Source organism: Sinomonas sp. (genome assembly GCF_036848755.1).
GTDB lineage: Bacteria > Actinomycetota > Actinomycetes > Actinomycetales > Micrococcaceae > Sinomonas.
In genome coordinates, this window is the sequence record NZ_DAIUJO010000013.1 from 32,834 (window position 1) to 46,592 (window position 13,759).

At 70.1% G+C, this 13,759-nt stretch carries 8 protein-coding genes; 7 read left to right on the forward strand and 1 reads right to left on the reverse strand.

The genetic code is table 11. The features are described from left to right. Nucleotides 1-16 precede the first annotated feature (16 nt). The 3 genes from smc (at nucleotide 17) to V7053_RS03545 (ending at nucleotide 8,347) form a co-directional block, all read left to right on the forward strand. Nucleotides 17-3,595, forward strand: a complete 3,579-nt coding sequence (smc, locus tag V7053_RS03535) for a chromosome segregation protein SMC (protein ID WP_334170886.1) — start codon at nucleotides 17-19, stop codon at nucleotides 3,593-3,595. 58 nt (nucleotides 3,596-3,653) lie between these two features. Then, nucleotides 3,654-4,874 carry a signal recognition particle-docking protein FtsY gene (ftsY, locus tag V7053_RS03540; protein WP_334170887.1) on the forward strand — a complete coding sequence of 407 codons (1,221 nt, stop codon included), beginning with the start codon at nucleotides 3,654-3,656 and terminating at the stop codon, nucleotides 4,872-4,874. A 98-nt stretch (nucleotides 4,875-4,972) separates the two neighbouring features. After that, on the forward strand, nucleotides 4,973-8,347 hold the full coding sequence (locus V7053_RS03545) for a fibronectin type III domain-containing protein (RefSeq protein ID WP_334170888.1): 3,375 nt from the start codon (nucleotides 4,973-4,975) through the stop codon (nucleotides 8,345-8,347). 70 nt (nucleotides 8,348-8,417) lie between these two features. Here the strand turns inward: V7053_RS03545 and V7053_RS03550 are convergent, their stop codons facing one another. Beyond that, the gene (locus tag V7053_RS03550) at nucleotides 8,418-9,638 is read right to left on the reverse strand and encodes an MFS transporter (RefSeq protein WP_334170889.1); all 1,221 of its coding nucleotides are present in this window, start codon (nucleotides 9,636-9,638) and stop codon (nucleotides 8,418-8,420) included. A 208-nt stretch (nucleotides 9,639-9,846) separates the two neighbouring features. On the opposite strand from V7053_RS03550, the gene V7053_RS03555 reads away from it, so the two are divergent. From V7053_RS03555 to V7053_RS03570, 4 genes are all read left to right on the forward strand, one after another. Then, nucleotides 9,847-11,223, forward strand: a complete 1,377-nt coding sequence (locus V7053_RS03555; RefSeq protein WP_334170890.1) for an ammonium transporter — start codon at nucleotides 9,847-9,849, stop codon at nucleotides 11,221-11,223. Beyond that, nucleotides 11,220-11,558 carry a P-II family nitrogen regulator gene (locus V7053_RS03560; protein WP_334170891.1) on the forward strand — a complete coding sequence of 113 codons (339 nt, stop codon included), beginning with the start codon at nucleotides 11,220-11,222 and terminating at the stop codon, nucleotides 11,556-11,558. The genes V7053_RS03555 and V7053_RS03560 overlap by 4 nt, the downstream gene beginning before the upstream one ends. Before the next feature lie 351 nt (nucleotides 11,559-11,909). Continuing rightward, nucleotides 11,910-13,313 carry an ammonium transporter gene (locus V7053_RS03565; protein WP_334170892.1) on the forward strand — a complete coding sequence of 468 codons (1,404 nt, stop codon included), beginning with the start codon at nucleotides 11,910-11,912 and terminating at the stop codon, nucleotides 13,311-13,313. Further along, complete coding sequence (locus tag V7053_RS03570; protein ID WP_334170893.1) at nucleotides 13,310-13,648, forward strand: P-II family nitrogen regulator; 339 nt, start codon at nucleotides 13,310-13,312, stop codon at nucleotides 13,646-13,648. Before V7053_RS03565 ends, V7053_RS03570 begins: the two co-directional genes overlap by 4 nt. Nucleotides 13,649-13,759: the final 111 nt, after the last annotated feature.

A 13,759-nucleotide genomic window follows, 5' to 3' on the forward strand; every position in this document is an offset into this window, starting at 1 on the left:
GGAGAAAACGGGTCCCTTGCACCTCAAGACCCTGACCATCCGAGGCTTCAAGTCCTTCGCCTCGGCCACGACGTTCGAGTTCGAGCCTGGCGTGACCGCCGTCGTCGGTCCCAACGGCTCGGGCAAGTCGAACGTCGTCGACGCGCTCGCGTGGGTGATGGGAGAGCAGGGCGCGAAGACTCTTCGCGGCGGCAAGATGGAGGACGTCATCTTCGCGGGAACCGCGGGGCGGCCGCCTCTCGGACGAGCGCAGGTCTCCCTCACGATCGACAACGCGGACGGGGCCCTCCCGATCGAGTACAGCGAGGTCACCATCTCGCGCACCCTCTTCCGCACGGGCGGCTCGGAATACGCGATCAACGGCGAGTCGTGCCGCCTGCTCGACATCCAGGAGCTCCTGAGCGATTCGGGGCTGGGGCGTGAGATGCACGTCATCGTGGGGCAGGGACAGCTCGACCGGATCCTCCATGCGACGCCGGAGGACCGGCGCGGCTTCATCGAGGAAGCCGCCGGGATCCTCAAGCACCGGCGGCGCAAGGAACGGACCGTCCGCAAGCTCGACGCGATGCAGGGCAATCTCCAGCGGCTCGCCGACCTCACGGGGGAGATCCGGCGGCAGCTCGGGCCGCTCGGTCGCCAAGCGCAGGTCGCGCGGCGCGCCCAGACCATCCAGGCCGACGTCCGCGACGCCAAGGCGCGCCTGCTGGCCGACGACGTCGTCCGGCTGCGGGACACGCTCGAGCAGGACCGCGCCGACCAATCCGCGCTCACGGCGCGCCGGGCCGAGGTCGAGCGCGAGCTCGAGGCCGCGCGCCGAGAGCAGGCCGAGGCCGAGCGTGCCGCGGCCCTTGCAACCCCCAGGCTCAACGCCGCCCGCGATCTCTGGTACCGACTCTCCGCCGGCCGCGAGCGGCTCCGCTCGCTCGCGAGCGTGGCCGAAGAACGACGCCGCCTCCTCGGCACCTCGGAGGCCCTCCCTTCAGGGCGCGACCCTGAGCGGCTCGACCGGCAGGCCGAGGAGGCCCGCGAGGAGCTCGCGGTGCTGGCCGAGGCGATCGACGTCCGCTCCGAGGCCCTCGAGGAGGCGTCCGAGGCGCGCGTCGGGGCGGAGGAGGAAGCCGCGGCGGAAGACCGCCGGCACACCGCGCGCCTGCGCGCCTCGGCGGATCGCCGCGAAGGCCTGGCCCGCCTTGCAGGGGCGGTGGGTGCCGCGAGAAGCCGGGTCGAGGCAGCCGAGGGGGAGATCGGACGCCTGCAGGCATCGCTGGCCTCGGCCGCTGAGCGCCGGCGGAACGCGGAGATCGAATTCACGGCGCTCGAGACGCAGGTCGCGGGCGTGGAGGAGGGCGAAGAGGGGCTCGACGCGGACTACGAGGAGGCCGCTGCCCTGCAGGAGGCCGCCGAGGAGAAGCTCGCGTCGCTCGAGGAGCGCCGACGAGCCGCGGAGACGGGCCGCCGCTCGCTCGAGGCGCGGCTCGATGCCCTCCGCGCCGGGCTCCGCGGGCGGGACGGAAGCGCCGCGGTCCTTGCCTCGGGGGACGGCGTCCTCGGCACGGTGCCCTCACTGGTCAAGGTCGAGCCAGGATTCGAGGCGGCGGTCGCGGCCGCCCTGGGAAACGTCGCCGAGGGCCTCGCGATGGAGGACGCCGAGTCCTCCCTCCGCGCGCTGACGCGCCTGAGAGACGACGACGGCGGTCAGGCCGCCCTGCTCGTGGGCGGTGCGGCGACGCCCTCGGGCCTTGCCGATCGGCCTGACCTCCCGAAGGGGGCGCGCTGGCTCGAGAGCGTCGTGTCGGCCGACCCTCGCGTGCGGGGCGCCGTCGAGCGTCTCCTTTCCGGGGCGGTCGCCGTGGAGGACGCCGACGGCGCGCTGCCGCTCCTCACCGCGCATCCAGAGCTGACGGTGGTGACGGCGCAGGGGGACGTGCTCACCGCCGGGGCGATGCGCGGCGGCTCGGCGGGGGCGCCGTCCACCATCGAGCTGCAGGCCCAAGTCGAGGAGGCGGAGGCGCAGCTCGCGGTCACCGTCGCCGAGCACGAGCGCGTTGGCTTCGAGCTCGCCGGGGCGCGCGAGCGCGTGCGCGAGGCGCGGGAACACGCGAATGCCGCCCTCGCGGCCCTCCACGATTCGGACGCCAAATTCGCGGCGGTCGCCGAGCGGCTCGCGGCCCTCGGCGCACAGCTTCGGGGGGCTACTGCCGAGGACGAGCGGTTCCGGGCCTCGCTGGCCGCCGCCCAGTCGCAGCTCGAGACGGAGCAGGAGGCACTGGCCCTTGCTGCTGAGCGGCTCGAGGCCGCCGAGGAGGCCGAGGCGGCCGAGGACGACGACGAACCTTCAGCCGCCGAGCGTGACAGGCTCGCGCAGCAGGCGACGGCTGCCCGGGCCGCCGAGCTCGAGGCCCGCCTCGCGCTGCGCACGGTGGAGGAACAGCACCGCGCGGTCGAGGCAAGGGCCGAGTCGCTCGAGCGCGCGGCCGCGGCCGAGCGCAAGGCGGCCGCCGAGGCGCGGAGGCGTGCCGAGGACCGGGCGCGCAAGGCAGCGCGTGCCGAGGCCGTCGCCCGCGCTGCGCTGGCCGGCGTCGCCGCGATGGACCGCGCCGTGGAGGAGGCCGCGGAGGAGCGCGACGCCGCGGAGGAGCGGCGGCAGGCTCTCGACGAGCGGCTCTCGGCCCTGCGCGCCTCAACCGAGGTGCTGACCAAGGAGCTCGCCGAATTGAGCGACGCCGCCCACCGTGACGAACTGGCTCGCGCTGAGCTCGGCCTTCGGCTCGAGGCCCTGCAGGATCGCGCGATCGAGGAGCTCGGGCTCTCGGCCCAGCAGCTCGTCGACGAGTTCGGGCCGCACCTCCCGATCCCCGTCCCGGACGACGGCGCCGACAAGTGGGCCTCCCTCCGCGTCGAGGTCGACGACGAGGGACGGCCGCTGGACGGGGCGCCGTTCGTGCGTGGGGAGCAGGAGAAGCGGCTCAAGAAGGCCGAACGGGACCTCGCTGCCCTCGGCAAGGTCAACCCGCTCGCGCTCGAGGAGTTCGCGGCACTCGAGGAGCGGCATCGCTTCCTCAACGAGCAACTGGAGGATCTCAAGTCGAGCCGGCGGGACCTGCTCGCGATCATCAAGGACGTCGACGAACGCGTGCAGCGCGTGTTCGCCGAGGCCTACGCCGACACGGCCGCCCAGTTCGAGCGGGTCTTCGGCCGACTGTTCCCGGGAGGCGAGGGCCGCCTGGTCCTCACGGACCCGGACGACATGCTCACGACCGGCATCGAGGTCGAGGCGCGTCCCGCGGGCAAGAAGATCAAGCGCCTCTCCCTGCTCTCGGGCGGAGAACGCTCGCTGACCGCGGTCGCGCTTCTCGTCGCGATCTTCAAGGCGCGGCCCTCGCCGTTCTATGTCATGGACGAGGTCGAAGCCGCCCTCGACGATACGAATCTCGGCCGGCTCATCACGATCTTCGAGGAGCTCCGCGAATCCAGCCAGCTCATCGTCATCACCCACCAGAAGCGCACGATGGAAGTCGCCGACGCGCTGTACGGGGTGTCGATGCGCGGCGACGGGGTCTCGACCGTCGTGAGCCAGAAGCTCGAGCGGGTGTGACGGACGGAGCGGACTCGCGGAGGGCGGGGGCCGAAGCGCCTGTGAGAAGCTAGGTCTCGTGACAGACCTCTCCGCACTCCTGCCTTTCATCATTGCCGTGATCGTGCTGTTCGTCGTCGCCGGGTCCGTCATCGGGCTTGTGCGCGGCCGCCGATCGAAGGTGCGCTACCCGGGGGCGAGGGACGCGAACGATCCGGTCCTCGCGCCCAACCAGCCCAACGTCGCAGGCGACCGCACGGGGGCGCCGACCGCGGTCGACGAGCCTCCCACCCCGGTCCTCGAGCCCGACGAGACGGTTGAGGTTCCTGAAGTCTTCGAGCAGCCGACGGTCGAGGAGGTCCCGACCGAGACGCCTGCGCCGGTGGCGGGACGCCTCCAGCGGCTGCGCGAGCGGCTCGCCAGGAGCAACAACGTGCTGGGGAAGGGCCTCCTTGCGCTGCTCTCGAGCGACCGCATCGACGACACCGTGTGGGACGAGGTCGAGGAGACGCTCCTCCTCGCCGACATCGGCACGGAGCCGAGCCTCGAACTCGTCGAGACGCTCAAGGGCCGCGTCAAGGTCATGGGCAGCCGCAACCCGGACGAGGTGCGCGCTATGCTCCGCGACGAGCTCGTGAAGCTCGTCGATCCGACGCTCGACCGCTCCCTCAACGTCGACCGCAAGGGCGGCAAGCCCGCCGTCGTCCTCGTCGTAGGAGTCAACGGCGTCGGCAAGACGACGACCGTGGGCAAGCTCGCCCGCGTGCTCGTCGCCGAGGACAAGGATGTGCTCCTCGGCGCGGCCGACACCTTCCGCGCCGCCGCGGCGGAGCAGCTCGCGACATGGGGCGCGCGCGTGGGCGTCCCCACCGTGAAGTCCGACGTCGACGGCGCCGACCCTGCTTCCGTTGCCTTCGAGGCCGTGAAGGCGGGCATCGAGCAGGAGGTCGACGTCGTCATGGTCGACACCGCAGGGCGGCTCCAGAACAAGGTCGGGCTCATGGACGAGCTCGGCAAGGTCAAGCGTGTCATCGAGAAGCTGGCCGAGGTGGACGAGGTGCTCCTCGTGCTGGATGCGACCACGGGACAGAACGGGCTCAACCAGGCCAAGGTCTTCTCTGAGGTCGTTCGGATCACCGGCATCGTCCTCACCAAGCTCGACGGGACGGCGAAGGGCGGCATCGTCGTCGCCATCCAGAAGCAGCTCGGCGTGCCCGTCAAGCTCGTGGGCCTCGGCGAGGGGCCCGACGACCTCGCCCCCTTCGACGTCGAGGGCTTCGTGGACGCGATCCTGGCCTGAGGCCATTCGCCCTGTCCGGCTCTTGACGGGACGCGGGCAAGGTCGCATGGTGATCGGGCTGGGAGTTTCTTTGCGGTCTCCACTCTGCGGGAGGACCCATGCGCCCCGCCCTTCGTTCCCGGATCCTCGCCTTCGCCACCGTATTTCTGACGGCCGTCGGGCTCAGCGTGGGGACGCCGCCGGCGCAGGCTGCAACGAGTCCCAGCTTCGTCCAGCAGGCCTCGGCCCACGCAGGAAATGTCGCCTCGCTCGCCGTGACCCTCGGATCAGCCGTGACGGCTGCCGATCGGCTCGTGGTGACCGTCGGGGTCTGGAACAGCTCGTCCGCGACTGCCGCGAGCGTGGTTGACTCGGCGGGGAATGCCTACACCGAGCTCGTGCACTTCGTGGCGTCCGACCACACTGAGCTCAGTGTGTGGAGCGCGCCGATCACGGTCGGCGGTGGGACGCGCCCGGCGGTGACCGCGAAGCCGACGTCCAATGCGGACGTGGGCGTCTCGGTGGTCGAGTACGCCGGCCTGTCAACGGCGTCCGGGGTCTCGGCGATGGACGTCCACGCCCAGGCGTCGGGGTCAACCTCGACAAGCGGGACCGTCGGCTCTGGAGCCACGCCCGCGACCATGGGCGACGGCGAACTCGCGTTCGGCGCCTACGCCGACTCGGGATTCGGGGACACGCTCGGCGGGGGACAGGGCTTCACCGTGCGCACGAACGTGTCGAAGACCTCCGACATGGAGTTCGTGGACGAGGACGCCGTCGTGGGCTCGGGCGCCACGCCCAACGCGAGCTTCACGACAGGCGCCAACACGGTGTGGCTCGCCGCGACGGTGGTCCTCAAGAACGCGGCAGCGCCCCAGCCGACCCTTCCCGCCGCGCCCACCGGCGTGGCGGCCAGCCCCGGCGACGGCTCTGCGACCGTTTCCTGGACGGCGCCCTCCAACGGCGGCTCCCAGATCTCCTCGTACACGGTGACGCCGTACGTGGGGACGGCCGCGCAGCCGGCCACGACAGTGTTGGGATCGCCGCCCCCAACGTCGGCAAAGGTGTCCGGACTGACGAATGGGACAACCTACACCTTCACCGTGGCCGCGACGAACGCCGTCGGCACAGGGCCCGCGTCTGCGCCGTCGAACGCCGTCGTGCCCAGTACGTATGCAAACGGCCAATGGGGTGCCCTGCTCACCTGGCCGATCGTCGCCGTCCACTCTGTTGTCCTGGACAGTGGCAAGCTGCTCCAGTGGGACGGCTGGCAGACGCCCGAGCCGACCTCCCTCTACGATCCTTCGACCGGCTCGTTCACGACCATCACCGCGCCGTCGAGCATCTTCTGCTCAGGCAATGCGAAGCTCGCCGACGGCCGCGTCATCGTCGCCGGAGGCTACGGCGTCACGACGACGGGCAACCAGGGGCTGACCGACACCAACGTCTTCGATCCGGGCACCCAAGCCTGGAGCCGCCTCGCGAGCATGAACATTCCGAGGTGGTACCCCGATCTCGTGGAACTTGCTGACGGCCGCTACCTGGCGGTCAGCGGCAACTCGACCAACGCCTCGACGTGGGCGGACACCCCCGAGGTGTATGACCCGTCCGCGAACACGTGGACCCTGCTCTCGAAGATCAGCACGGCTCAGGTCCACGAGGAGGAGTACCCGTTCTCCTACCTCGCCCCCAATGGCAAGGTCTTCACGATGGGTCCGTCCGAGGACGTCTCCTACTGGCTCGACGCCGGCGCCCAGACGTGGACGCCGGTCGGGGCGAGCGGGCTCACGAACGGCTCGTCCGTCATGTACCGGCCGGGGCAGATCCTGTACAGCGGCGGCGCCCCGAGCGTGATCTCGACGACGACGGCGGCCGCCGGGGCCGCGACGATCGACCTCACGGCCAGCACTCCGGCCTGGAAGGCCATCGCACCCATGAACTACCCTCGCGTCTACCACACCCTCACCACCCTCGCGGACGGTCGCGTGCTCGCAGTGGGTGGGGAGCCCAGCTCAGACCAGACTCAAGTCACGAGCGGCGTCCTGCCCGCCGAGATCTGGGATCCGGCGACCGGCGCATGGAGCGTGATCGGCCAGATCGCGACGGCGCGCAACTACCACTCGACGGCCGTTCTGCAGCCCGACGGGACGGTCCTCATCGCGGGCGGGGGCCACGAAGACTCCCTCAGCAACCCTGGGCAGTACAACGCGCAGGTCTATTCTCCGTCGTACCTGTTCGGGGGCGCCCGGCCTGCCATCTCGTCCACCCCTGGAACGATCGCGTACGGAGCGAGCTTCGCGATCGGCACCCCGGATGCCGCGTCGATCAGCGCGGTCAACCTCGTCTCCTTCGCGGCCGACACGCACCAGGCCGACATGGACCAGCACTTCGTCCCCCTCGGCTTCACAGCAGGGTCGGGCTCCCTGAGCGTCCAAGCTCCAGCCTCAGGCGCCTATGCGCCTCCCGGGGACTACATGCTCTTCATCGTCAACGGAGCCGGAGTGCCCTCGGTGGCCGCTACCGTGCACGTAGCGCCGCCGCCAGCCGCTCCCGCTGCGCCCACAGGGGTGACGGCGTCGGCTGGCAACGCCTCCGCCAACGTGAACTGGAATGCACCGAACGACGGCGGCTCGACCATCACGTCGTACGCGGTGACGCCGTGGACGGGTGGGGTGGCCCTGGCCTCGACCACCGTGACGGGCAACCCCGCACCCACCGGCGCAACGATCACGGGCCTGACCAACGGTGTCGCGTACACCTTCACCGTCAGCGCCACCAATTCCGTCGGGACGTCGCCCGCGTCGGCGCCCTCCAACAGCGTCACCCCGACCTCCGCCGTCGTGCCGGCGTTCGTCCAGGAGGGCGCGGTCCATGCGGGCAACTCAGCCCAGACCACGGTGACACTCGGGCGCGCGATCACCGCGGGGGACAGGCTGGTCGTCGAGCTGGGTGTCTGGAGCTCGTCGAACGCCACAGCGAACGGCGTCACGGACTCCGCGGGCAACACCTACACCGAGCTCACGCACTTCACGGCCTCGGACCACACCGAGATGAGCGTGTGGACGGCGCCGATCACGGGAGGGGGCGGCTCGACGCTCACCGTGACGGCCAAGACCACGTCCCCAGCCGACGTCGGGCTTGGCGTGCTCGAGTACTCGGGCCTCTCCACGGCGGCCGGCAGCGGTGCGGTGGACGTCCAGGCCCACGCCACCGGAACCACGGGTGCCAAAGCCGCGAGCGTCGGTTCAGGGGCCACGGCGGCTGCGGGCTCGGCGAACGAACTCGCGGTCGGCTTCTACGCGGATTCGGGATTCGGCGACACGCTCGCCGCAGGTACAGGCTTCACACCGCGCATCAACGTCTCGCCGGAGCAGGACATGGAGTTCCTCGCCGAGGATCAGCCCGTTGCCGCTGCCGCGACCGCGGACGCGACCTTCTCGACCGGTGCACAGACCTTATGGCTGGCCGGAGTCGTCGTCTTCCGGCACGCGTGAGAGTCCCGCCGCTCCTGGGAAGCGGATCCTCTGGCGTCCGGCGCGGCCCAAGGGCCCTTGCCGGGGCCGTCTAAGCGGCTTGCCGTCGTCGTCCTGCCCACACCGGCATGGCAACCAGCAGGCAGAAGCCGGACGCCCCGAAGGCCCAGACATATCCCACCCGGTCGGCGAGGATGCCTGCGAGCAGCGGACCGACGATGCTTCCGACGTCGGAGACCATTTGGAAGACGGCGAGCGGGGCGCCCCCGCTGCGCTCCCGGCCGATCGTGTCAGCCACCGTCGCCTGGAGCGCCGGGCTCAGGAGCCCCGAGCCGAAGCCCGCGACGGCGGAGAGCACGAACAGGAGCGCGTCGTTGGGGCTCAGCCCCATGACGCCCGTTGCGGCCGCGGCGGTCGCGAGGCCCGAAAGGGCGAGGGGACGCCGTCCCCAGGTGTCGGCGAGGCGGCCGGAGAACGTCAGCGCCGCCGCCGTGCCGAGGGCGAAGAGTGCTAGCGCGAGCCCCGCCGCGGCAGGCGCGGCCTGAAGCGCCTGCGCGGCGAACAGCGGGACCAGGGCCATGCGGATTCCGAGCGTAGCCCACCCGTTCGCGAAGTTGGACACCAGCGCGGCACGGTAGGACGGAAGCTCGAGGGCCTCGGCGAGACGGAGCGGGGGCAGCGCGGTGCGCGGGACCGAGTCCGGGCCGCGGCCGAGGAGGATGCCGACGATCGACGCGGCGACGACCAGCGTCCCTGCATAGACGAGGAACGGTACGCGGAGTCCGAACCCGGCGAGCAGGCCGCCGACGAGCGGGCCCGCGATGCTGCCGAGCAGGAACGACGACGCGTACAGGCCGCTCACCCGTCCTCGGGCCTCCGGGGGAGCGAGCCGGACGATGAGACCCGACGAGGAGATCGTGAACATCGTCGAGCCGAGGCCTGCCAGCCCGCGGAACAGGAGCAGCTGCCAATAGCTTCCAGCGAACGCGCACGCCCCCGTGAAGACTGCGACGGTCAAGACTCCGATGACGTACACAGGGCGCTCGCCGATCCTGTTCACGAGGCCCCCCGCGCTCGGCGCGAGGACGAGGCGCGTCAGCGCGAACGCGCTGACGATGATCGACGCGGCCGTCGCGCCGACTCCGAAGCTGGCCGCGAACTGCGGAAGCACGGGAGAAACGAGGCCGAAGCCGATCGCGATGGCGAATGCCGCGACGACGAGCACCCAGATGTCTCTCGGAATGGGTGGCCGGGAAGGGCTTTCGCCGTGGGGGGCGCCGCGAAGGGGCACACGGAAGGCAGGTCGGGGCATGCCACAAGATTACGAAACACAGCGGAAACGAGCGCGTGACGCTGCATTAACACCGAGGACGAAGTTGTAACGGCGGAGCAATTTTGGCCGCGAGCAGATGAAACACCGCGGCGTCAATCTTTTATCAGTGGTCCGTTTCGAACCGCCGGGGCAGCGGCGGAGGCGGGCCAGACGCCCCCCGTTCCACCCCCTCGAAAGGCAACTCACCATGAATGCTGGCGACACCGCCTGGGTACTCGCCTCGGCAGCGCTCGTGCTGCTGATGACCCCCGGGCTTGCGTTCTTCTACGGAGGCATGACGCGTGCCAAGTCCGTCCTCAACATGATGATGATGAGCTTCGGCGCCATCGCCCTTGTCGGCGTGCTCTGGGTGCTGATCGGCTACTCGATGTCGTTCGGCACAGACGCCTTCGGCGGCGTTGTCGGCGACCTCGCCAAGTTCGGCCTGCATGGGGTCCTGTCGACTGGCAAGGACATGCCGCTGCAGGGCACGATCCCCGAGCTCGCCTTCGTCGGCTTCCAGGCCGTCTTCGCGATCATCACGGTTGCGCTCATCTCAGGCTCCATTGCCGACCGGGCCAAGTTCGGCTCGTGGATGGTCTTCGCGGCCCTCTTCGCGGTCCTCGTCTACTTCCCCGTCGCGCACTGGGTGTTCGACGCCAACACGACGGCGAACGGGACGTTCATCGGCGGTTGGCTCAACCACCTCGGCGTGATCGACTTCGCCGGCGGCACGGCGGTCCACATCAACGCCGGCGCAGCGGGTCTTGCGCTCGCCCTCGTGCTGGGCAAGCGCAACGGCTTCGGCAAGGACCCGAACCACCGCCCGCACAACCTTCCGTTCGTGATGCTCGGCGCAGGCCTGCTGTGGTTCGGCTGGTTCGGCTTCAACTCCGGCTCCGCCCTCGCGGCCAACGGCACGGCTGCCTTCACCTGGATCAACACCCTCGTCGCCCCGTGCGCCGCGACCCTCGGCTGGCTCATCGTGGAGAAGATCCGCGACGGCCACGCGACGTCCCTGGGTGCCGCCTCCGGCGCGGTCGCGGGCCTCGTTGCCATCACGCCGGCCTGTGCCGCGATCTCCCCGCTCTGGGCGATCATCCTGGGTGTTCTCGCCGGCGCGGTGTGCGCCCTCGCGGTCGGCCTCAAGTACAAGTTCGGCTACGACGACTCGCTCGACGTGGTCGGCGTCCACATGGTCGGCGGAATCGTCGGCACCCTCTTCATCGGCCTCGCGGCCAGCCCCGGAGCCCCGTCCGCCGGTCAGGGCCTCTTCTACGGCGGCGGCTTCGAACTCCTCGGCAAGCAGGCGATCGGCGCCTTCACGGTCCTCGGCTACTCGTTCATCGTGTCGCTCCTGATCGGCTTCCTGATCAAGAAGACCATGGGCTTCCGTGTCACGACCGAGGCGGAGGAGGCCGGCGTCGACATCGCGATCCACGCCGAGACGGCCTACTCCTCGGCCTCCTCGGGCGGCAACGGCTTCCATCCCCTCGGCGGGAAGGCCGCGGCGGAAGAACTCTCCGGGTTCAATGCCGATGACCTGCTCACCGAATCCACCAAGGCACGGAAGGTCACTTCATGAAGCTCATCACCGCGATCGTCCGGCCCGAGAAGCTCGATGCCATTCGGGAGGGCCTCGAGTCCTACGGAGTCCAGGGGCTCACGGTGAGCTCGGCCAGCGGCTACGGCCAGCAGCGCGGCTACACCGAGGTGTACCGCGGGGCCGAGTACAACGTCGACCTCCTGCCGAAGGTCCGGATCGAGGTCCTCGCGACCGACGAGCAGACGGACGACATCCTGGACGTCATCATCACGACGGCGAACACCGGCCGGGCCGGCGACGGCAAGGTCTGGACGGTCGACGTCCACGAGGCGATCAGGGTCCGGACTGGCGAGCGCGGGGCGGCTGCCATCTAAGGAGCCGCGGGAAAGCGAGTGCTGGCACAAGGCACGCGGACGACGGCGGGAACCTCCCGCCGTCGTTCGCTGTCCGCCCGGCCCTGCGTTGCGCCGGATGTTACACAGCCGAGGCGGAACGTCGGGGACCAGGTCTCGAGAGGCCCGGAATCACGCAGAGGAAACATGGTGGAAACACGCGCGTGACCGCCTCTTAACTTCGGTGGCAATCTTGTAACTTACGGGCAACACGGAGGGTGAAAGTCCGAAACACCGCGGGGGGAATCTAGTCCGAGTGGTCCCACCGTCCATCGCTTCGAGCGGTGGGGAGGGACCCGACGACTGTTCCCCCTCTGGAAGGCCCCACGACTCATGAATGCTGGCGACACCGCCTGGGTTCTCGTTTCGGCAGCCCTCGTCCTGCTCATGTCCCCCGGACTCGCGATCTTCTACGGCGGCATGACCCGAGTGAAGTCGATGCTCAACATGATGATGATGAGCTTCGGGGCCCTCGCGGTGATCGGCGTCCTGTGGGTCGTCGTCGGCTATTCGATCTCGTTCGGCAACGACGCCTTCGCCGGCCTGTTCGGCAACCCGTTCGAGTTCTTCGGGCTCCACGGGCTTCTCTCGACCGGGAAGGACATGCCGCTCGTGGGGACGATCCCGGAGATCGTCTTCGTCGGCTTCCAGGGGGTCTTCGCCACGGTGACGGTGGCGCTCGTCTCGGGTGCCATCGCGGATCGTGCCAAGTTCGGCTCCTGGATGGTCTTCGCAGCCCTGTGGGGCGTCCTTGTTTACTTCCCGGTCGCGCACTGGGTCTTCGACGGCTCGAAGAACGCGGCAGGGACCTTCATCGGCGGGTGGCTCAACCACCTCGGCCTCATCGACTTCGCCGGCGGCACAGCGGTCGAGGTCAACGCCGGCGCGGCGGGCCTCGCGCTGGCGATCGTCCTCGGCAAGCGCATCGGGTTCGGCAAGGACCCGAACCACCGCCCGCACAATCTTCCGCTCGTCATGCTGGGATGCGGCCTGCTGTGGTTCGGCTGGTTCGGCTTCAACGCTGGCTCGGCCCTCGCCGCCAACGGCACGGCAGGCTACGTGTGGATCAACACCCTCGTGGCGCCGTGTGCGGCGGTCCTGAGCTGGCTCCTGGTGGAGAGGCTCCGGGACGGCCATGCGACGTCGTTCGGCGCGGCGTCCGGCGCGATCGCGGGCCTCGTCGCGATCACCCCCTCCTGCGCCTCCCTCTCGCCCCTGTGGTCGATCGTGCTCGGTGCTGTGGCGGGCGCCGTCAGCGCTCTCGCGGTTGGACTCAAGTACCGGTTCGGCTATGACGACTCGCTCGACGTCGTCGGCGTCCACCTCGTCGGTGGCGTCGTCGGCACTCTCTTCATCGGCCTCGCCGCGAGCCCGGGCGCGCCGGTGGGCGGCGCGGGGCTGTTCTACGGCGGCGGCTTCGAGCTCCTGGGGAAGCAGGCCCTCGGGACGGTCTCGGTGCTCGGGTACTCCTTCCTCGTCTCGCTTGCGCTGGGCTATGCCATCAAGGCTGTCATGGGCTTCCGCGTCACGAAGGAGGTCGAGGAGGACGGAGTGGACCTCGCGATCCACGCAGAGACCGCCTACCACTCGGGTTCGTCCTCGGCGGGCGGCTTCCATCCGCTCGGCGAGCGTGGCCCGGTGGGCGATGCCCTCGACTTCGAGGACGACGAGCTGGTGGCCGGACACCGCGAGCGACAGCTCGTGCAGAGCGGCAGCGGCGGGAAGGCAGGCGCATGAAACTCATCACTGCGATCGTCCGGCCGGAGAAGCTCGACGCGATCAGGGAAGGCCTCGAATCCTACGGCGTCCAGGGCCTCACGGTGAGCCGTGCCAACGGCTACGGCCGCCAGCGGGGCTACACGCAGGTCTACCGAGGCGCTGAGTACAGCGTCGACCTGCTCCCCAAGGTGCGGGTCGAGGTGCTCGCCGCGGAGGACCAGTCCGAGGACATCCTCGACATCCTCATCACGACGGCGAACACCGGCCGGGCGGGCGACGGGAAAGTCTGGGTCATCCAGCTGGACGAGGTCGTGCGGGTCCGCACCGGCGAGCGCGGACCCGCGGCGATCTGACCATCGAGCGGAGTCGGACCCGACGCCGCAGTGGCTAGGCGTCGCCTGCCGTCTCAGGTCCCGCGAGTCCCGCAGCCGTTCCGTCCTCGGTGGGGGACGACGTTGCCCAGC

Bases quoted from the DNA above. Each gene is read 5' to 3' on its own strand.
- V7053_RS03545 (WP_334170888.1), top strand. From the start codon at position 4,973: ATGCGCCCCGCCCTTCGTTCCCGGATCCTCGCCTTCGCCACCGTATTT.
- V7053_RS03565 (WP_334170892.1), top strand. From the start codon at position 11,910: ATGAATGCTGGCGACACCGCCTGGGTTCTCGTTTCGGCAGCCCTCGTC.
- V7053_RS03555 (WP_334170890.1), top strand. From the start codon at position 9,847: ATGAATGCTGGCGACACCGCCTGGGTACTCGCCTCGGCAGCGCTCGTG.
- V7053_RS03550 (WP_334170889.1), bottom strand. From the start codon at position 9,638: ATGCCCCGACCTGCCTTCCGTGTGCCCCTTCGCGGCGCCCCCCACGGC.
- V7053_RS03560 (WP_334170891.1), top strand. From the start codon at position 11,220: ATGAAGCTCATCACCGCGATCGTCCGGCCCGAGAAGCTCGATGCCATT.
- V7053_RS03570 (WP_334170893.1), top strand. From the start codon at position 13,310: ATGAAACTCATCACTGCGATCGTCCGGCCGGAGAAGCTCGACGCGATC.